This window comes from Aliiglaciecola aliphaticivorans, from assembly GCF_054782055.1.
This window is the reverse complement of record NZ_BAAGTF010000021.1, coordinates 1-19,185: the sequence shown is the minus strand read 5'-3', so window position 1 is coordinate 19,185 and position 19,185 is coordinate 1. Positions and strand designations below refer to the sequence as shown.

20 protein-coding genes are annotated in these 19,185 nt (G+C 41.1%); 18 read left to right on the top strand and 2 right to left on the bottom strand.

Going from position 1 to position 19,185, the window contains the following annotated elements; translation table 11 throughout:
• Positions 1 to 166 precede the first annotated feature (166 nt).
• From ACYVIL_RS12435 to ACYVIL_RS12375, 13 genes are all read left to right on the top strand, one after another.
• Complete coding sequence (locus tag ACYVIL_RS12435; RefSeq protein WP_460312635.1) at positions 167 to 1,033, top strand: MipA/OmpV family protein; 867 nt, start codon at positions 167 to 169, stop codon at positions 1,031 to 1,033.
• 167 nt (positions 1,034 to 1,200) lie between these two features.
• A complete protein-coding gene (locus ACYVIL_RS12430) occupies positions 1,201 to 1,851 on the top strand; it encodes an OmpW/AlkL family protein (protein WP_303476132.1) in 651 nt (216 codons plus the stop codon).
• 203 nt (positions 1,852 to 2,054) lie between these two features.
• Positions 2,055 to 2,720: a response regulator gene (locus ACYVIL_RS12425; protein WP_460312634.1), complete on the top strand. Its 666-nt coding sequence runs from the start codon at positions 2,055 to 2,057 to the stop codon at positions 2,718 to 2,720.
• Between the two features lie 4 nt (positions 2,721 to 2,724).
• Positions 2,725 to 4,023, top strand: a complete 1,299-nt coding sequence (locus ACYVIL_RS12420; protein ID WP_460312633.1) for a sensor histidine kinase — start codon at positions 2,725 to 2,727, stop codon at positions 4,021 to 4,023.
• Between the two features lie 32 nt (positions 4,024 to 4,055).
• On the top strand, positions 4,056 to 4,400 hold the full coding sequence (locus ACYVIL_RS12415) for a cupredoxin domain-containing protein (RefSeq protein WP_303476308.1): 345 nt from the start codon (positions 4,056 to 4,058) through the stop codon (positions 4,398 to 4,400).
• Positions 4,390 to 5,148, top strand: a complete 759-nt coding sequence (locus ACYVIL_RS12410) for a hypothetical protein (RefSeq protein ID WP_460312632.1) — start codon at positions 4,390 to 4,392, stop codon at positions 5,146 to 5,148. The genes ACYVIL_RS12415 and ACYVIL_RS12410 overlap by 11 nt, the downstream gene beginning before the upstream one ends.
• Positions 5,145 to 5,858, top strand: coding sequence for a hypothetical protein (locus ACYVIL_RS12405; RefSeq protein WP_460312631.1), 714 nt, complete (start codon positions 5,145 to 5,147; stop codon positions 5,856 to 5,858). Before ACYVIL_RS12410 ends, ACYVIL_RS12405 begins: the two co-directional genes overlap by 4 nt.
• 117 nt (positions 5,859 to 5,975) lie before the next feature.
• Complete coding sequence (locus ACYVIL_RS12400) at positions 5,976 to 6,431, top strand: TlpA disulfide reductase family protein (RefSeq protein ID WP_460312630.1); 456 nt, start codon at positions 5,976 to 5,978, stop codon at positions 6,429 to 6,431.
• Positions 6,432 to 6,443: 12 nt separating this feature from the next.
• Positions 6,444 to 6,668 (top strand): DUF4266 domain-containing protein, encoded by a 225-nt coding sequence (locus ACYVIL_RS12395; protein WP_460312629.1) that lies wholly within the window; start codon positions 6,444 to 6,446, stop codon positions 6,666 to 6,668.
• Complete coding sequence (locus ACYVIL_RS12390; RefSeq protein WP_460312628.1) at positions 6,659 to 7,951, top strand: DUF3570 domain-containing protein; 1,293 nt, start codon at positions 6,659 to 6,661, stop codon at positions 7,949 to 7,951. The genes ACYVIL_RS12395 and ACYVIL_RS12390 overlap by 10 nt, the downstream gene beginning before the upstream one ends.
• A gap of 92 nt (positions 7,952 to 8,043) precedes the next feature.
• Positions 8,044 to 8,877, top strand: a complete 834-nt coding sequence (locus tag ACYVIL_RS12385) for an FAD:protein FMN transferase (protein ID WP_460312701.1) — start codon at positions 8,044 to 8,046, stop codon at positions 8,875 to 8,877.
• 160 nt (positions 8,878 to 9,037) lie between these two features.
• Positions 9,038 to 9,871 carry an aminoglycoside 6-adenylyltransferase gene (locus ACYVIL_RS12380; RefSeq protein WP_460312627.1) on the top strand — a complete coding sequence of 278 codons (834 nt, stop codon included), beginning with the start codon at positions 9,038 to 9,040 and terminating at the stop codon, positions 9,869 to 9,871.
• 153 nt (positions 9,872 to 10,024) lie between these two features.
• Positions 10,025 to 10,930, top strand: coding sequence for a DUF6492 family protein (locus ACYVIL_RS12375; RefSeq protein WP_460312626.1), 906 nt, complete (start codon positions 10,025 to 10,027; stop codon positions 10,928 to 10,930).
• Between the two features lie 113 nt (positions 10,931 to 11,043).
• Here ACYVIL_RS12375 and ACYVIL_RS12370 read toward each other — a convergent pair whose 3' ends face one another.
• A complete protein-coding gene (locus ACYVIL_RS12370) occupies positions 11,044 to 11,253 on the bottom strand; it encodes a cold-shock protein (protein WP_008846166.1) in 210 nt (69 codons plus the stop codon).
• 454 nt (positions 11,254 to 11,707) lie between these two features.
• On the opposite strand from ACYVIL_RS12370, the gene ACYVIL_RS12365 reads away from it, so the two are divergent.
• Positions 11,708 to 13,213, top strand: coding sequence for a S10 family peptidase (locus tag ACYVIL_RS12365; protein ID WP_303476106.1), 1,506 nt, complete (start codon positions 11,708 to 11,710; stop codon positions 13,211 to 13,213).
• Here the strand turns inward: ACYVIL_RS12365 and ACYVIL_RS12360 are convergent.
• Positions 13,200 to 13,994: a substrate-binding periplasmic protein gene (locus ACYVIL_RS12360; protein WP_303476103.1), complete on the bottom strand. Its 795-nt coding sequence runs from the start codon at positions 13,992 to 13,994 to the stop codon at positions 13,200 to 13,202. The genes ACYVIL_RS12365 and ACYVIL_RS12360 overlap by 14 nt on opposite strands.
• Before the next feature lie 93 nt (positions 13,995 to 14,087).
• Here ACYVIL_RS12360 and prmA point away from each other — a divergent pair, with 93 nt between their 5' ends.
• The 4 genes from prmA (at position 14,088) to purH (ending at position 18,431) form a co-directional block, all read left to right on the top strand.
• Positions 14,088 to 14,972, top strand: a complete 885-nt coding sequence (gene prmA, locus ACYVIL_RS12355) for a 50S ribosomal protein L11 methyltransferase (protein ID WP_303476101.1) — start codon at positions 14,088 to 14,090, stop codon at positions 14,970 to 14,972.
• A 415-nt stretch (positions 14,973 to 15,387) separates the two neighbouring features.
• On the top strand, positions 15,388 to 16,380 hold the full coding sequence (dusB, locus tag ACYVIL_RS12350; RefSeq protein ID WP_303476099.1) for a tRNA dihydrouridine synthase DusB: 993 nt from the start codon (positions 15,388 to 15,390) through the stop codon (positions 16,378 to 16,380).
• Between the two features lie 29 nt (positions 16,381 to 16,409).
• Entirely contained in the window at positions 16,410 to 16,703 is a 294-nt protein-coding gene (gene fis / locus ACYVIL_RS12345; protein WP_040523552.1) for a DNA-binding transcriptional regulator Fis, read from the top strand.
• A gap of 129 nt (positions 16,704 to 16,832) precedes the next feature.
• A complete protein-coding gene (gene purH, locus ACYVIL_RS12340; RefSeq protein ID WP_460312625.1) occupies positions 16,833 to 18,431 on the top strand; it encodes a bifunctional phosphoribosylaminoimidazolecarboxamide formyltransferase/IMP cyclohydrolase in 1,599 nt (532 codons plus the stop codon).
• Positions 18,432 to 19,185: the final 754 nt, after the last annotated feature.

The following is a 19,185-nucleotide window of genomic DNA, read 5'->3' as shown; positions in this document are numbered from 1 at the left end:
AGGCTCTGATTATTATTTACCGGCTCTATCACCTCATTCGTTGTAGCCATACTCCACTCCCTCACGAATTAGTCTTATACTTTTTCATTTTTATAATATTAAGCTTGAGCTAGTTACATCTGCTGTAGTAAATTTTCATTACTATTCCCATTCAAACGGTATTTTTGTGTCTCTCAAACTGAGTCTATTATGGCTAATTGCAATCCTTATTAACTTCCCTTGTTTTGCGCAAATTGATACATCGATGGATGAAGATTATATTAAAAAACCACGCTGGGAAGCCGGTATTATAGGCGCAGGCTTCAGCACGCCGGAATACCCTGGAGCAGCTGACAATCATAACAATGGTTTTGTATTACCTTTTTTCATCTACCGTGGTGACATTATCAGAGTAGGAGAAAACAGTGTTATTCGTGCAGTGGCAGTAGAAAAAAGCTGGTTGGAAATAGACTTGTCTTTAGATGCCGCATTTAGCGCAGACTCTAGCGATGATTCAGTACGAGCAGGCATGCCAGATCTCGATTTTGTGTTTGAAGTAGGGCCACAAATTCGTGTTAAACTGTTCGAAAGCGGTAAAAAAGCAACCGGTATCCAACAAATTCAATTTAAACTACAAAGCCGTGGAGTATTCTCCACTGACTTTTCATCTATTACCCACCGTGGATATGTACTAAACCCAGAATTAACCTACCAATATATTGGTGCATTGCAATCAGAAGATCGCTTTCGAATCAGCATATCGCCCATTTGGGGAACAGAAAAATTACACGATTATTTTTATCAAGTCGATGCTCAATTCGCCACGGCACAACGACCTGAATATGATGCAAAACCGGGCTATCTAGGAGTCTCACTATCTGGCGGTTACATGTTCAATGTAACCCCAACAGTTCGCATGTTTATGAGTGCATCTTATCGTTTACAAAATAACGCCGCCAATATCCATAGCCCCCTGCTCGTAGATAACAACAATTATGCGTTTGGCGCAGGAATCGTTTGGCAGATTAGAAAAAGCACTGAATACCAAAACTAAACGTCATACATTTGCTCGCCAATATCGATTTTTAGAAGCCTATTATAAAACTTTGATTTACATCAATGTTTTGAATCTTTTTGGTTGAGCCAGATCAATATCATAAAAATTCAATTCGGTAAGCTTTCTCCATCAAATTTAAACACATTATTTCGATGGAGAAACACATGAAAAAACTCGCAGTTTATCTAGCAGTCGCAGTCGCACTTGGTGCAACGAATGCACAAGCCTACACAACCGGTGATATGATCATACGTGCTGGTGTAACAACCGTTGCCCCAGACGAATCTAGCAGCAATGTTTTTATCGGCGGAGCGGATGTTGGAGTAGGTGTAAACGTTGATAATAACTCTCAATTAGGCTTAAATTTTGCGTACTTCCTATCTCCTAATTGGGCAATTGAAGTATTAGCAGCAACCCCTTTTGAGCACGATATTGGTTTAAATACCGTTGGTGCTTTAGGTTCCACTAAACACTTACCCCCTACTGTTTCAGCTAATTATCACTTTTTAGACGGTGATAGTGCCTTTCAACCTTATGTAGGTTTGGGCATCAACTACACTATTTTCTTCAGTGAAGATTTCACTGCTGCCAATCAAGAAGCAGGCTTTAGTGACCTAGAATTAGACGACTCTGTTGGTTTGTCTGCGCAAATTGGTTTTGACTATATGTTGGATGACAATTGGTTTGTTAACGCTTCTGCTCGCTATATCGATATCAGTACTGAAGCGACATTTACCAATGATGGTACTGCAGGCACAGTAGATGTGGATATTGACCCCTTTGTTTATTCACTCACCGTAGGTTATAAATTCTAAACCTGTTCAATACGCATGAAAGGGGCACGCTAGTGCCCCTTTTTATTGGAGCTTGAAAACATCGATATTAAAAATTCGGTGTTAAGGCTAATTTAAGGTAAAGCTTCTATCCTTATAGGGACAATCAATATGCAAATTTCGATGGAATTACTTTATTATCGATTTGCTACCCCGTTGCAGTTTATGAATAAGAACCAACTATTATGCGTATATTATTAGTAGAGGACGACCTTGCTTTATCTGAAGCCCTAAGCAAATCATTGCGCAAGCAAAGTTATGCCGTAAACTGTGTATTTAATGGCAAAGACGCCATAGCCGCGCTAGAGATAGATGATTGTAATTTATTGATTTTAGACCTTGGCTTGCCTGATATGGACGGATTAACCTTACTCGATAAAATCCGCAAACAAAAAAATACGATACCAACATTGATTCTAACTGCGCGGGACTCCACCTCGGATAAAATCCAAGGTTTGGACAAAGGCGCTGATGACTATTTGCCTAAGCCTTTTGAGATGTCTGAGTTATTGGCACGTTTGCGCGTAATGGAAAGACGGTTAGGCACCTCTCAACAATCTTTAGTAAGCTGCGGTCCGGTTAGCCTTGATATTACCCACCACTTACTGCTTATTAATAATCAGCAAGTAGAAACCTCTCGTCGCGAATTTACCTTGCTTAAGTCATTGATGGAAAACCTAGGGCGTATTCAATCCAAACAACAACTGGAATCCAAGCTTTATGAATGGGGTGATGAGGTGGCGAGCAATACAATTGAAGTGCATATCCATAACTTACGTAAAAAATTACCAAAGGAGTTTATTAAAACCGTTCGTGGTGTAGGCTACAGTATTAATCAACGATCCTACTGACTAAATGGATTCAATTCGCAAATATCTGACCCTACTTCTTATCAGTGCTATTGCGCTGATTAGCTTTATGGCTGCTTTGCAAGGATATCGCTCAGGTATGCAAATGTCGTCAGAGTTGTTCGATGCTGAATTAAAAACCCTTGCCCAAAGTATTACTAACTTACCCAATCAAATAAGCCATGCCATTGGCGCTTCCAATGAAGACTTGGCCATTCAAAGTTGGTCAGACAATGAACTAGTTTTACGCACCAGTAACGTCCCTTTGACTGCTATAGCTCCCTTTGAAGTGGGTTATTCTGACCAGAATTTTAATGCTCAACGATGGCGGGTATATGCCAGTTTCAATCAGCAAACTTCTTTATGGGTTTTTGTCGCTCAACCATTAAAAACCAGATTTGAGCTAACTGAGGAAATGATGATTTCGGCGATGACCCCATTTTTTCTAGCCATCCCGGTGTTAGCCCTTGCAATATTCCTTCTCGTTACCTACGGTTTGGCACCGCTACGAGAACTCACGACTCAGTTATCAAAACGTCGAGAAAATGATTTTTCCAACATTGCGCTGTCGCGAACACCTGCAGAATTACTGCCCACGGTGAGTACCCTAAATAGCTTACTGAGCCGCTTAAATTCAGCATTTGAGCGAGAAAAACAATTCGCCAGCCATGCCGCCCATGAACTAAGAACACCACTTAGCGTAATGAAAATAAATTTACATAATTTACAACAGAGTCAGAGCGCTGAACACGAGGAAGTTGAGCAATTACAACAAGATACAGATAGAATGATTCACGTAGTTAACCAAATTTTACTACTCAGTCGCACCAACCCTGAAATCATCTCTGCTAACTTTGATATTTGTGACCCCTTCAAAATTGCTCAAAAAGTGATATCCGATATCTATGTGAATATTGATAAGAAAAACCAAAATATTGAACTTAATGGTGAATCCTGTGAATTTAGAGGCAATGAGTTTGCTGTATATACTTTGCTACAAAACCTGATTAGTAATGCCAATAAATACACGCCAGAAAATAGTGATATACGCATAAACATAAGCCTCAAGGATAAATGTCTAAGCATTCTTGTTGAAGATTCAGGAACGGGAATTCCCGAACACGAACAAATAAAGTCTACAGCGCGCTTTTATCGCGGTCAGAATCATCAAAAAAGTAAAATTGAAGGGAGTGGGCTAGGACTATCCATAGTCGAGCAAATAGTCGCTATGCACAATGGCAAACTCAAACTAGGTAAATCAGACTTAGGTGGTTTAAGTGTGCTTGTTGAGCTCAATTCTGCATGAGTAAAGTGCGCCGTCATGAGCTTAAAAACATCATGCAAAAATTCATGATGTTAGTGTTACTTACCTTGTCGTTTAACGCCATTGCAATCGACGAAATTACTATTACCATTCGAAATCACCTATTTTACCCACCTGAAATTGATATTCCTGAGCACAAAAAAGTCAAAATTAACTTTATCAATCAAGATGACACCCCTGAAGAGATTGATAGTTTTGACCTCAATCGGGAAAAAGTTGTGTTTGCTAATAGCCGTTCGAGTATCTTTGTCGGTCCTCTAGAAGCGGGGAGATATCGCTACTTTGGAGAGTATCACCCGAATACGGCAATAGGCTTCGTGAATGTCGTGTCCACTGAGGAGCATCAAGATGCTAAGTAATACAGTGGTGCTGATTTTAAAAGATGCTTTACCAATATTTTGGTCAATAGCCATCCTAATTGTATTGATACCGAAGTGGCAGCACTGGCTGTATTTTGGCATTGTGAGTGGCATTATTGTTTGTTTACTTGTGTTCAATAACATCGGAATTATCTCTCAATACGCTGATGGTTTGGGGTTTGAGTTTCTAAAGATCCTGTTACTTATCATTGCTTACCTCATTGCTGTGGCCTTTTTCGTGAATAATCAGCTCAGGTACAGTTTATTAGCTGGGCTTTTGGCAGCGCTTTTCATCATTTGTATTATTATTCTAAATGCCAGTAATCTACTCCTGTTCTATGTCAGTTTCTGGCGTCTCAACGAACAGACTCATTCGCTATTTTTAGGTTTAATTTTAGGTATCGGTATCTGCACAAGCATCGCTACCTTGCTGGTATTGCTATTAAAACCCCTGCAAAAAGTCAAAGTAGCCCGTTACCTATTTTTAGTATTTATTGTTGGTCAGTTTTCCCACATTGCCTACTTGTTACAACAAACAGACTTAGTCACTTCACAACAAATTTGGAATAGCAAACAATTCATTTCAGATGAAAATGAAATAGGTCAGTTTCTTGCCACATTAATAGGTTATGAGTCATCTCCCACAGGACTATATATTTTGATCTACTTAATCGCGTTAATAACGCCAAATTTGCTAAGACTTTTTATCAATTCAATGAGAAAAGGGAATAAGGAGTCAATGAAATGAGGCTTTTCAGTTTTTTGAGTTTACTCGCATCCCTAATATATGAGCCACTAGCTTTCGCCGATGAAGGTTCAGTAGACAAAGTTTACCACCCCTACGTTTTACCCAATGAGCGCGAAGTGGAATGGCGATTTGCCTCTCGCCAGAATGATGATGGTAATCTACTTACCCAACGTTTGGCATTTGGAAAAGCGGTTTCAGAACATGTGATGTTAGAGTTTTATTTAGTCGGAGCCAGAGATGAATACGATGACTTTGATTTAGCATCATATGAAGTAGAAGCACGCTGGATGCTAACAGAGCAAGGTCAATATTGGGCTGACTGGGGTGCACTGTTTGAAATTGAGAAAGCCCATCACCGAGATCTTTGGGAAGCAACATCTGGTATCTTGATTGAAAAGGAGTTTGGCCAAACCAGTTTAACCACCAACTTTTTACTCGCCTATACATGGGGAAATGATAGAGATAGCGAATCCGAAAGCGAGATCATCCCTCAATTCAGACTAAAATATAGATACCGCTGGCACCCCTGGCTGCAACCTTCAGTAGAAATATATACGGGAGAAGACTTCGTTGGAATTGGTCCTGCATTTATGGGGATCCAGCGCTACCAAGGTCAAAAGCAATTAAAATGGGAATTGGGTTTTATTTCTGGTTTGAATGGCGATAGTAAAGATCATACTTTGCGCTTTGTTCTCGAGTACGAATTTTAATCTTGGTACTGTAAATTCGATTCACCAAGGCGAAAAACGTCCCTATTCATTGAGCTTAAGGTTCCCTTAAGGTTGATAACTTACCCTATAGCCATTGTTGTTTAGAGTAAGTATTTTATGCGTCTTTTCTTGTTCACTTTGGTTCTACTTCTACCTTTTCAATCCAGTGCTTTACCTGCACCTGACTTTCAATTGCAAGACATTAAATTAAGTGATTACAGCGGCAAAGTAGTCTATCTAGACTTCTGGGCCTCATGGTGTAAGCCCTGCCGAAAATCGTTTCCATGGATGAATGAAATGACCCGTAAATACGAGTCTGAAGGATTGGTCGTTTTAGCTGTAAATTTGGATAAGGATGCTAAGTTAGCACAAAAATTTTTAAGCAAATACCCAGCTCAATTTCACATTGCGTTCGATCCCCACGGCAGTTTAGCCAGCCAATATAAAATTCCCGGTATGCCAACAAGCTACTTAATCAACAGACAAGGGGAACTGGTGGTCGCTCACAAAGGATTTCATATAGATAAATCCGCAACTTATGAACAAGAAATTGTCGCGCTATTAAAACAATAGGAGAACCTAGAAATGAAACGAAAATATACGATTTTTATTGCCATGATGGCAGTACTGCAACTCGCAGGTTGTGCAAATTTAGGTGTCCAACCTTGGGAGCGTGATTTACTCGCAAAGGATGAAATGGCCCTTGATTCAGAAGGTGTCGATATTGGCTTAGATGATCACATTTACTTTAGTAAAGAAGCGACCAGTGGTGGCCGTTCATTTGCAGGCGGAGGTTGTGGATGCAACTAAAACAAAATAACAACGTCAGTGCTATTCTCGCCGCAGCTTCGTGTGCTTTGTTAGGTGCGCCTGTGCAAGCACAAGACAGAGGTGATGAATGGCAGTTTGATACAGCCATCTTGTATTACGGCGAAACAGATCGGGTCCAATTAGTTGAGGGAGTATTTAATGCCAATAAAGACTTCGGTGATGAACACTACTTTAATGGTAAATTGGTCATCGATACACTCACTGGCGCTTCTGCCTCAGGCGCGGTTGCGCAGTCTGGAGTGCAAACATTCACACGCCCTTCCGGCAACGATTCATATACTGTAGAAGGTGGCGAAACACCACTAGATGACACATTTAGAGATACCCGTGTGCAAGCTAGTGGACAGTGGACTCAGCCTTTAGCTGAAAATTACCGTATCAGCGCTGGTTTACAAGCTTCCAAAGAATATGATTATTTATCTATTGTCGGTAATGGCTCTTTAGATATGGACTTAAATCAGAAAAACACCACCCTATCGGCGGGTGTATCCTATGCGTTTGATAGCATAGATCCTGTAGGTGGGCGTCCAGTTGATTTTTCCAGCATGGTCATTGATAACGGACAATTCGATAGTACTGAAGCCTATCAACAAGCGTTTGATGCGACGCGATCACAAGGTAGTGAACAAAAAGACACCATAGATTTGCTGTTTGGTGTCACCCAAGTAATTAATCGCCGGATGTTAATGCAATTTAACTATAGTTTGTCGATGTCTGATGGTTATCACAATGACCCGTACAAAGTACTCAGCATAGTTGACCAACAAGGTTTGACCCAAGACATAGTGCATGAATCTCGCCCCACAGAAAGAACCAAGCACAGTGTGTATTGGCAAACTAAATATGCTCTTGATCAAGGTGTAATGGACTTTTCCTATCGGTTTGCTACGGATGATTGGGAAATAGACTCCCATACAATTGACACGCGTTTTCGATATAACCTATCGGAAACCAGCTATATCCAGCCACACATTCGTTACTATCAACAGAATGAGGCGGAATTTTACAACCCCTTTTTATCCCAAGGAACACCTCTTCCTGAACATGCCAGCGCAGACTACCGACTCGGGAAAATGACCGCTATTACCCTAGGATTGAAGTACGGCATGCAGTTAGAAAACGGTAACGAACTGGCATTTCGTTTGGAATATTATCAGCAAACCCCAGAGAATGCCGGATTCGAGCAACCTGGGACATTAGCTGATGAAGACTTATATCCAGCTTTAAAAGCGGTCATTGCGCAGGTAAGCTACAGTTTTTAGCCGCTTGTTGAGATCGACAAGAAATGCATAACACTAAACTGCCTTTCACGATAGAAAAGCGAGGCGACCATATTTGTGGTCGCTTTTCTGCGATGGCCAGTCCTTGTGAAATATTAGTGGACAGTACGGATACAAACCTAGCTAAAAAACTCACTAAAATGGCTTACACCGAAACCAAACGCATCGAAAACAAATATAGTCGTTATCAGAATAACAATCTGATGTTCCAGATAAACCAAAGTAACAATCGGCCTGTTGCAATTGATGCAGAAACGGCAAAACTACTGACGTTTGCAGATACCTGTTATCAAATTAGTGATGGATTATTTGATATCACTTCAGGCGTATTAAGAAAGGTTTGGAAATTTGATGGTTCCGATAACCTCCCGAAACAAGAACAAGTGACAGCATTGCTACCCTTTTTAGGTTGGCAACGTGTTAAATACACCTCAGAGTCAATTACCTTACCAGTCGGTTTCGAATTGGACTTCGGCGGTATTGGCAAAGAATACGCTGTAGATTGCGTCGCCAAAACTTGCCAGAAAATCGCAACACAGGTATCCGTTTTAGTTAATTTCGGTGGGGATATACAAGTTACTCAAGCCCGCAAAGATCATCCCTATTGGCAAGTAGGAATTGAGGATCCGAGCAATACTTCGGGAGGCATAGCCATGGTGAATATTGCCAGTGGAGGACTGGCAACAAGTGGCGATGCGAATCGGTACCTACTTAAAAATGGGGTACGCTATGGTCATGTTTTGAATCCTAAAACCGGTTACCCTATCCAACAGGCACCACGATCGGTAACAGTTGCAGCGCAACAATGTATTCAAAGTGGGTTACTCGCCACATTGGCACTATTGCAAGGCCAAAATGCCGAGCATTTTCTGCAGCAACAAAACTGCAAACACTGGTGTTTTTGGTAACCTCTTTTTTGTCCCCAACCTATTTACTCCTTCAAAAATTAATGCGATTCTAAAATGCTGCTTTGCATAGTAGAAAGGAGAAGCCGAAGGGATTGAAAATTAGGCTTGAATTGGCTGTATACCGAACAGCCAATTCAAGCCAGCGAAGGAGCATGCTTTCATGTCAAATATTCCAAGTTCTTTACTTGACCACCAACGACGTTTTTTAACGGAATTGATCCCACAAATATCAACAGATAATCGTTTTATGGGGTTAGCCCTATCTGGATCTGCTGCTGAAAATAAAGTCGATAGATTCAGTGATCTTGATTTAGTCATTGCTGTTGTACCATCTCAAGTTGAGCAGGTAATGCTGCAACGTGAGGCAATAGCAGCAAATCTGGGTACACTAGTCGCTTGTGCGACAGGAGAACATGTAGGGGAACCCAGATTATTAATTTGTCTATTCGATACAGTCGAGCCTTTACACGTAGATTTGAAGTTTGTGTCCATTGAAGACGCCCATCAGCGAGTAGATAACCCGTTAATATTATGGGAAATTGATAATTGCTTAAGCCATATATATGAGCAGGGCGAAGGGCATTACCCCATCCATTCTCCCCAATGGTTTGAAGACCGGTTTTGGATATGGATGCACTATGGCGTAACGAAAGTAGCCCGCGGCGAACTCTACGAAGCCTTAGATTTTGTTTCCTTTATACGACAAACAGTAATTGGTCCCTTAGGAATGTATAACAGCGGGTTTGAACCCAATGGTCTTCGTAAAATTGAATTCAAGCTACCCAAATTATCTCAAAAGTTAGTCAAAACAGTGGCGCAAAATGACAAAGAATCGTTGTTTGTTGCGCTGGAAACCTTAGCCGAAATCTATATTTCACTCAGGCAAGCACACATCGAGCAACTTGAATTAAAAGATGCCGCTCAGCAATTGGCAATGACATACCTGCACAAAGAGGCTTCAACTAAAAAATTGCGCTCCGAGTTAAAAAAGTAACACATAGGTTATAAGGTAAATTTAAGGCAATTCAATGGATTGCCTTTTCATTCAAACCTCTAGTAAAGTAGCCTAGGTAAGTGGTCACTGCCAGTTTTAGGTAATGAGAGTCGTTTACAGTTAATACATCAGAAAATTTAATAGGATAATAGAATGACAATTGGTGCAATTTTACCATTGAGTGTTAGGGGCAGTTACGATGTAGATGACTTAGGTAGAACTGAAATCCTATTTAAAACCCTAGATGCGTTCTGCGAACCCGGTTTATTCTCTAAGTTTTTGATTGTGACTCCGCCAGACGAAGTACAAATAGTCAGGGAAAAAGTGCAGCGTTGGGCGCAGTTTAATCCGGTTGTGATGTCTGAAGAAGATCTTGTCCCTGAATTGGCTAAACATCAGCATATGCGCGGTTGGCGGAAACAACAAGTTGTCAAAATTGCTGCACATACACAATTCACTGATGAATTTTACATTACCTTTGACGCCGACGTAATTTGTTTAAAACCTCTGTCCATAGAAAAGCTGATTGATCAGGGTAAAGCGCTGCTGCAATACGAACCTCGAAGTTTTCATCCAAAATGGTGGAAGTCATCGGCGCGCCTTTTAAAAATGTCGGCAAATGTGGGCGACACATCCAAAGGAATGCATGTTACACCGGCAATACTGTCGACTAAATTGGCAAGCCAGTTAACCGAAGAATTAAGTGCCCTTTGGAAAAAAGATTGGGTAAAAGCGTTGTGTTCGTTACATAACCCTAAAGACCCCAGAAACTGGCGGATATCACGCTTTCTGATGCTTAAATGGACAGAGTATTCACTGTATTATTTGTGCGCGATGAAAAAAAATAATCTAGATAAGTTCCATATCACCGCAGGAAGTCAAAGCCACCCACAATTATTGCTGATCCATGATTCTCATCCCTACGAAACGTGGGATACGGCCAAAAGCTTTTCATCAGACTGCCCAGGGCTTTTCTGTGTAGTGGGTAGTAAGTCACGACTGGAGCCCAGTGAGGTATGGCAGCGGATTAGCCCATTTGTACCATCGAAACAAGATTAGCGAATAAGAATGGCATACCAAAGGCGTTAAAAAGACAATAAAAAAGGCAATCATTAGATTGCCTTTTTTGAGTTCTCTATCAATTCGTTAGAAAAATCTAACGATAAATTGAATTAGATAACTTGAATGTTCTCAGCTTGAGGACCTTTTTGGCCTTGGCCGATAGTGAATTCAACTTTTTGACCTTCTTTAAGAGTCTTGAAGCCGTCACCAACGATTGAACGGAAATGAGCGAAAACATCAGGGCCGCCTTGCTGCTCGATGAAACCAAAACCTTTATCTTCATTGAACCACTTAACAGTTCCTACTACTTTATCAGACATATTATATCTTCCTGTAAAAATTAAATTGGGTGCCATAATTGGCAGGTTTAGCATAAAAAGAGACCGAACTTAAAAACGACAGGACGAAGAACAACGATATAACAACGAACATGTAGATCTTTAACGAGGTTTTCTTAGCTAGGGGCAGCATACCCTACTCTGAGATTCTGTCAAATTAAATCTGTTAATTAATTCAATAAAATCTGTTATTTAATTTATTATTGTACATTTTTAGTACAACAATATTAGTGTTATTGATTGGTGTTTCCGCACTAATATTGTTGAAAATACACTCAATTTCAATCTGTTATTTTCAACTCAATAAGAGCAGTTTATCATTAAACTCGCGATTCTTATGGTAAGCGAGCATTAACCGTATCCAAATCAGATTGGGTTGGGTAAAATGTTTATCAACAAACATTTTTTAACAAAAATAGATGATAAGTAGACTTAAATGAAAAAAATAATACTGATCCTCACCACAACGTTGTTTTTAACCTTACATGCGGATGCTAAAGAAGAATCAAGCAAGGAGGTAAAGCAAATTCCCGAAGCGCAAATGAGTGTTACTGAGCACAAAGGAAAATTTAACGGCACTACGGTTAAATACAAAGTAAGCGCAGGAGACAGTCACTTACTAGACGCAAAAGGTAAACCTAAAGCCAGCATATTCCATATCGCTTACACACGAACAGATGTAAAGAACGCCGAATCTAGACCTTTATTATTTGTATTCAATGGCGGCCCTGGTTCATCATCAGTGTGGATGCATATGGGGTTATTCGGACCCAAACGAGTGGTGTTGCCAAGTGATGCTGAACCCATGGGTGCGGCGCCATTCAATTTGAAAGATAATCCGTTAAGTCTGTTGGATATTGCAGATCTAGTCTTTATTGACCCCGTTGGCACCGGATTTTCCAAACCCCTTGGCGAGTATGAAGGTAAAGCGTTCTGGGGAGTTAAAGAAGATGCGGAAATACTGTCTGAATTTGTGCGAGTGTATATCACTGAAAATAACCGCTGGAATTCTCCTAAGTTTTTAGCGGGTGAAAGTTATGGCACCACCCGTGCTGGTGCAATGGTTAAAGAATTACAAGAAGGTTGGGGGTCCATTGATCTAAACGGAATTTTGTTGATTTCATCTATCATTGATTTTCAAACTGGAGACTTCACTGAAGGCAATGATTTACCCTATGTTACATTCTTGCCTACCTATGCTGCTACAGCTTGGTATCACAACAAAGTACCGAATAAATCACAGTGGAATAACTTGCAGGAGTTTTTAGCCGATACGCGTGATTTTGCCCTAAATGAATACGCATCGGTTTTATTGAAAGGCGCATTAGCTAAGCCTGAAGAAGTAAAAAATGTAGTTAACAAGCTGCATACTTATACCGGCTTAAAAAAACAATATATTGAACAATCTAAACTGCGGATTAGCGAATTTTTATTCATGAAGGAGCTCATGCGAGATGAAGGAAAGGCCATTGGTCGGTTAGACAGCCGTTATTTAGGTGAAGAGGCCAACATCGTAGCGGGCTACTTTGAAGCTGACCCGTCGTCTTATGCTATAGACGGGGCATATACAGCGGCCATACAGCATTACTTTGCCAATGATATTAACGTGAAACGGTCTGAGCAATACCACATTTTAAGTGGTGAAGTTTTCATGAGTTGGAATTGGTTGTACGAGAAGTCAGCACGCAGCCAAGGCTTTATGAACGTTACACCATTCATATCAAAAGGAATGCGTCAGAATAAAGATTTTAGAGTATTTGTGGCCAATGGTTATTACGATTTAGCTACGCCATTTTTCGCTACTGAACATTCTATGAATCACCACGGCATAGATCTTAGTCGTGTTACGATGAAATATTATGAAGCTGGCCACATGATGTATATTCATGAGCCCTCCTTTAAAGCTTTAGTTAAGGATATGAGAGCCTTTATTCTTCCGTAAAAGATGGCGTTGCGTGGCTTTCAGTAGAAACGTTAGAGCTGTAAAAGTGGTATTTTTTGCTTAACTCTACATACCTTTCAGAGGTTAAGTATGCTGTTAAACCTTGATCAAATTTAACTTGAATCTCAGGGTTGCGAAAGCCAACGCGATACATATTAGGCGAGAAAAGCTGATGAATGACCACCGGTTGTTGATTGGCTTTTTTTATGATTGTGCGACTTAAGTGATTGAATATATTAACATCTAGCACAATCGCTTGAGTCTTTTTACTAAATAATAGTTTTAGTTGACGCCCCTGATCAGGTATTTCTCTGTAGGCGGGATTAATAGAAGTCATTTTGGTAAAATCAGCCCCCAAGAGTTTGTAAGCAGATTGAAATCCAACAGTCGATATCTCAGACATGTCTGCAACACTATCGAGTTGGATATTGGATGAAGCTAAAGTCACAACCACATTCTGATATTGAATATAGGCATTCGAAAGATATAGTTGTTTAGCCTTACGCTTACTGCTCAAAGTGGCTACCGCATCAATATTGTTCATATTAAAAATGTCATATGATCGGCCGTAAGGTATCTGAACAAATTGAACTTCATAGCCAATGGTTTGCATAACATCGCGCAATAACTCAACCTCAAAGCCAGCTTTGGCGTTGTTCATCACATAAGGCGGCTTGTCCCAGCCAATGGCAACAAATAGGCTTTGTTGCGCCTGAACAAAATTTGGCACTATCAAATTTATCAGACAAAACAGCGCAATAAATAGGTTATTGTTTATCATGAAAAAACGTTGATTCCAAAATAGTTAAAAAAATAATAAGCCGATCTTTTCTGAACTTGATACTATTGTAAATTGACTTTTTAGGAAACCCAGATGCCTTGGATTCAACTAATAATCGACACACATGCAGAAAATGCAGAGCAGATAGGTAATATGTTATCGGCCAATGGAGCCCAAGCTGTAACTTTTACTGATGCTAAAGATACCCCTATGTATGAACCTAAGCCAGGGGAAGTTATGCTTTGGCCTGACACCCAAGTGGTTGGCTTGTACGATGCGGAATTCGATATGCAGCGCGTTGTATCCAAACTTGAAAAATCGAAGATTCTAGGCAAAGGGTTCGCCCATAAATTAGATCAACTGGAAGATAAAGATTGGGAACGGGAGTGGATGGATAACTTCCATCCAATTCAATTTGGAAAGCGACTGTGGATCTGTCCTAGTTGGCGAGACATCCCTGATCCTTCGGCAGTCAACGTGATGTTGGATCCCGGTTTGGCCTTTGGTACAGGTACTCACCCCACAACATCTCTTTGTTTGCGTTGGTTAGACGCTCTCAGTTTAGACAATAAAAGCGTTGTCGATTTTGGTTGCGGCTCGGGTATTCTGGGCATTGCGGCGTTAAAATTAGGGGCCGAATCTGTGGTCGGGATTGACATCGATCCTCAAGCACTGTTAGCCAGTATGGATAACGCTGGCAGAAATGATGTCGCTGATAAAATTAGCGTATTCTTACCTAAAGACCAGCCTGATTTACAAGCAGATATTGTTTTAGCCAATATTCTAGCCGGTCCGTTAAGGGAGTTGCGCTCCGTTATAACAGACTATTGTAAACCAGGTGGGTTACTCGTTTTATCCGGCATTTTGGCTAATCAAGCTGAAGAAATAGATCAACTTTATGCTGAAGATTTTGAGATGGAACCCATCGCAATTGAAGGAGATTGGGCAAGGGTGTCAGGTAAAAAAATGAATCGTTAAAATCCTTCTTAAGGGTTGTTTAATTTTGACAGACAAGCTCGTTTTTTAATTTAATTTGAAACTTCATAGCAGTATTTAACCATCTTGGTTTGACATAAAGCGCAAATTCAAATTTTTTTTAAAAATAAAAACAGACCAATTAGTCCATTTGGAAAATTTGTAACAAAACTTCACCGATTGATATGAAATAACATAAGGTTTTGTTTAACAAATAATATTTCTTTAAATCAGCAGATTAAAAAACAACCCAAAGACTGGTCAGGCCATGGAAACCCTTGTCTGTCAAGATATTGAAAGCAAATAAATTACACTTTTGTTTAAAAATTAGCCTTTTCAAAACGGTCAAAAAACCGTAACATAGCGCCCGTTTTGACTAGCCGAACATTTAATGTTCAATATAAGGGCCTACTAACTCATGCAGATTGGTCAGTACGAATTAGACAATAATCTCATGTTAGCACCTATGGCAGGTGTAACAGATAGACCCTTCAGACAAATGTGTAAACGTTTGGGTGCTGGGCTTGTGGTGTCAGAAATGCTGTCTTCTAATCCGAAAGTTTGGAACACAGACAAATCAAAGCAGCGGATGGATCATACGGGTGAATCTGGTATTCGTTCCGTACAGATAGCCGGTGCAGATCCACAGCTTATGGCTCAAGCAGCACAATTAAATGTTAGTACTGGCGCTCAAATTATTGATATCAATATGGGGTGCCCTGCTAAGAAAGTGAATAAGAAGATGGCTGGGTCTGCGTTATTGCAATACCCAAAACTGGTTGAAGAGATTGTTCAAGCAGTGGTAAATGCTGTCGATGTACCCGTTACATTAAAAATTAGAACGGGTTGGAACCAAGATAATCGGAACGGTGTAGAAATCGCGAAGATTGCCGAAAACAATGGTATCCAATCTTTGGCAGTGCATGGACGTACAAGAGCCTGTATGTATAAAGGCAATGCAGAGTTCGAAACGATTGCCAAAATCAAGCAATCGGTATCGATTCCTGTTGTTGCAAATGGTGATATCAGCAGTGCGTTGAAAGCCAAAGAAGTGCTGGATATGACTAACGCTGATGCATTGATGATAGGTCGCGGTGCCCAAGGTAACCCTTGGATATTTCGCGAAATATTACATTACCTGAACACCGGCGCAGAGCTTCCCGCGCCAACTATTGATGAAGTTCGTAGCGTTATGCTTGAACACGTCAGTAATGTTCACCAATTTTATGGTGACTTTATGGGAGCCAGAATAGCCCGCAAGCATGTGGGGTGGTATTTAGCAGATCACGACAAGGAACGCGTATTTCGAGCTAAATTCAATTTAATCGAAGATGCTCAAGAGCAACTCGACCAATTGAATACGTATTTTGAAAAACTGGCAGAGTGTCATTCAATGTCACCTGCTGCTTAATTTTTTATCAACTAAAGAGCACGATGTTTATGTTCGATCAAAATGTGACTTCACCTTTCACTACTACAGTGACAACTCCATCTCAAACTCAAGCGCAAAAGCCTTTGAGAGACTCCGTTAAACAAGCTGTTAATAAATATTTGAGACAGTTAGATAACACTGACGTTGAAAATGTTTATGAATTAGTTTTAGCTGAGGTGGAAGCGCCTTTATTGGAAGAAATAATGACTTTCACTCGCGGTAACCAAACTCGCGCAGCTATCATGATGGGTATCAACCGTGGTACGCTTCGTAAAAAGTTAAAGCAATACGGAATGAACTAATGATCGGGGTTTCCCACGTTATGGTTCTAGTAACAATTTAATCTAAAGAGCACCTCATGGTGCTCTTTTTGTTTTCGCCATACCTGACTATTTGGTCAATTTAATCTTCACACAATCAAGAGTAAAAGAATGACATCTGCTAAACCCATCCGCCGCGCACTATTAAGTGTTTCAGATAAATCAGGCATAGTTGAATTTGCCACCTCTCTAGTTGAACAAGGAGTTGAGCTACTTTCCACTGGTGGCACTGCCAAACTGCTTGCTGAAGCCGGTCTTAATGTAACTGAAGTATCTGATTACACTGGTCATCCAGAAATTATGGCCGGTAGGGTTAAAACATTACACCCAAAAGTTCACGGCGGTATTTTAGCCCGTCGCGGCATCGATGAAGCTGTGATGCAAGAAAATGACATTCAAGCTATTGACCTAGTAGTTGTCAATCTATATCCATTCGCTGCAACCGTAGCTAACGACGACTGCTCTTTAGAAGACGCCATCGAGAACATCGATATCGGCGGCCCAACAATGGTTCGCGCTGCAGCAAAAAATCACAAAGATGTGACCATAGTCGTGAATGCTAAAGATTATCAGCGGGTTCTGTCTGAAATGGCAGAAAATGAAGGCTCATTAACCTATAAAACCCGTTTTGACCTAGCCATTGCAGCTTTCGAGCACACCGCAGAATATGACGGCATGATCGCCAACTATTTTGGCGCGCGCCTAGACTCCGAATCTTGCGATGAAGATTGTGGTCACCAACACAGCGAATACCCGCGGACTTTCAATATTCAACTGAGCAAAAAACAAGATCTTCGCTATGGTGAGAACAGCCATCAATCGGCTGCGTTTTATGTGGAAAATCAGATTCAAGAAGCATCCGTTGCCACGGCTAAGCAATTACAGGGCAAAGAGTTATCATTTAACAACATTGCTGATACGGATTCAGCTTTAGAATGCGTAAAAGAATTTTCAGAACCCGCTTGTGTGATAGTGAAACATGCCAACCCATGTGGAGTCGCCTTAGGTGATGACTTGTATACCGCTTATGACCGAGCGTACAAAACCGACCCTACTTCTGCATTTGGCGGTATCATAGCGTTTAACCGTGAGTTGGATGCCAAAACCGCTCAAGCTATTGTTGATCGTCAATTCGTGGAGGTGATTATTGCCCCAGTGGTAAGCAAAGAAGCCATTGAAATTGTCGCAACCAAGAAAAACGTGCGTTTATTGGAGTGCGGCGATTGGACTGGTCAATTAACTGATGGTTATGATTTTAAACGCGTCAATGGTGGCTTATTAGTGCAGGAGCGCGACTTTGGAATGGTTGAAGAGCAAGACCTGACCGTTGTAAGTAAACGCCAACCAACTCCAGAGCAACTAAAAGACCTCATGTTTACCTGGAAAGTGGCCAAATATGTTAAATCTAACGCGATTGTTTATTGCAAAGACAGTATGACAATTGGTGTGGGCGCGGGACAAATGAGTCGCGTTTATTCAGCTAAAATAGCAGGCATCAAAGCTGCAGATGAAAACCTCGAAGTAAAAGGTTCAGTAATGGCTTCAGATGCGTTCTTCCCATTTAGAGACGGTATCGATGCGGCCGCGGCGGCTGGCATAGTAGCGGTCATCCAGCCAGGCGGTTCAATGCGTGATAATGAAGTTATTGCCGCGGCAGACGAACACGATATAGCCATGGTGTTTACCGGCATGCGTCATTTTAAACACTAAGTTTCCATAATTTCTCGAAGATAAAAATCCGGCCGCTGCCGGATTTTTTATGCCTATTTAAAACACATGGCCTAAAGACCAGGCTACAAAACGCTACCCTGTAGGCGGGTGCTTTAGCCCCGTGAATGCAATCTGAATCCCTCTTTAAATTCCATGGCCTAAAGACCAGGCTACAACCGCTACCCTGTAGGCGGGTGCTTTAGCCCCGCGAATACAATTTGAATCCCACATTAAGACCCATGGCCTAAAGACCATGCTACAAAACGCTATCCTGTAGGCGGGTGCTTTATTTGAATCCCACATTAAGACCCATGGCCTAAAGACCAGGCTACAACCGCTACCCTGTAGGCGGGTGCTTTAGCCCCGTAAATGCAATTTGAATCCCACATTAAGACCCATGGCCTAAAGACCATGCTACAACCGCTACCCTGTAGGCGGGTGCTTTAGCCCCGTAAATGCAATTTGAATCCCACATTAAGACCCATGGCCTAAAGACCATGCTACAACCGCTACCCTGTAGACGGGTGCTTTAGCCCCGTAAATGCAATTTGAATCCCACATTAAGACCCATGGCCTAAAGACCAGGCTTCAACCGCTACCCTGTAGGCGGGTGCTTTAGCCCCGTAAATTGTCAACGGTATTCCAAAACTGACCCACTAAACTGCTAAATTCGGTAAAGTAAAATTGACCCACCCTTAGCGGTTTTAGTTTAATTAGTCTCTGTGATTACAGGAACGATCCCTGCTGTTTTCTT

Bases quoted from the DNA above. Each gene is read 5' to 3' on its own strand.
- ACYVIL_RS12375 (WP_460312626.1), top strand. From the start codon at position 10,025: ATGACAATTGGTGCAATTTTACCATTGAGTGTTAGGGGCAGTTACGAT.
- ACYVIL_RS12365 (WP_303476106.1), top strand. From the start codon at position 11,708: ATGAAAAAAATAATACTGATCCTCACCACAACGTTGTTTTTAACCTTA.
- prmA (WP_303476101.1), top strand. From the start codon at position 14,088: ATGCCTTGGATTCAACTAATAATCGACACACATGCAGAAAATGCAGAG.
- ACYVIL_RS12415 (WP_303476308.1), top strand. From the start codon at position 4,056: ATGCAAAAATTCATGATGTTAGTGTTACTTACCTTGTCGTTTAACGCC.
- dusB (WP_303476099.1), top strand. From the start codon at position 15,388: ATGCAGATTGGTCAGTACGAATTAGACAATAATCTCATGTTAGCACCT.
- ACYVIL_RS12400 (WP_460312630.1), top strand. From the start codon at position 5,976: ATGCGTCTTTTCTTGTTCACTTTGGTTCTACTTCTACCTTTTCAATCC.
- ACYVIL_RS12420 (WP_460312633.1), top strand. From the start codon at position 2,725: ATGGATTCAATTCGCAAATATCTGACCCTACTTCTTATCAGTGCTATT.
- ACYVIL_RS12430 (WP_303476132.1), top strand. From the start codon at position 1,201: ATGAAAAAACTCGCAGTTTATCTAGCAGTCGCAGTCGCACTTGGTGCA.
- ACYVIL_RS12360 (WP_303476103.1), bottom strand. From the start codon at position 13,994: ATGATAAACAATAACCTATTTATTGCGCTGTTTTGTCTGATAAATTTG.
- purH (WP_460312625.1), top strand. From the start codon at position 16,833: ATGACATCTGCTAAACCCATCCGCCGCGCACTATTAAGTGTTTCAGAT.
- ACYVIL_RS12380 (WP_460312627.1), top strand. From the start codon at position 9,038: ATGTCAAATATTCCAAGTTCTTTACTTGACCACCAACGACGTTTTTTA.
- fis (WP_040523552.1), top strand. From the start codon at position 16,410: ATGTTCGATCAAAATGTGACTTCACCTTTCACTACTACAGTGACAACT.
- ACYVIL_RS12390 (WP_460312628.1), top strand. From the start codon at position 6,659: ATGCAACTAAAACAAAATAACAACGTCAGTGCTATTCTCGCCGCAGCT.
- ACYVIL_RS12370 (WP_008846166.1), bottom strand. From the start codon at position 11,253: ATGTCTGATAAAGTAGTAGGAACTGTTAAGTGGTTCAATGAAGATAAA.
- ACYVIL_RS12410 (WP_460312632.1), top strand. From the start codon at position 4,390: ATGCTAAGTAATACAGTGGTGCTGATTTTAAAAGATGCTTTACCAATA.
- ACYVIL_RS12385 (WP_460312701.1), top strand. From the start codon at position 8,044: ATGGCCAGTCCTTGTGAAATATTAGTGGACAGTACGGATACAAACCTA.
- ACYVIL_RS12395 (WP_460312629.1), top strand. From the start codon at position 6,444: ATGAAACGAAAATATACGATTTTTATTGCCATGATGGCAGTACTGCAA.
- ACYVIL_RS12425 (WP_460312634.1), top strand. From the start codon at position 2,055: ATGCGTATATTATTAGTAGAGGACGACCTTGCTTTATCTGAAGCCCTA.
- ACYVIL_RS12405 (WP_460312631.1), top strand. From the start codon at position 5,145: ATGAGGCTTTTCAGTTTTTTGAGTTTACTCGCATCCCTAATATATGAG.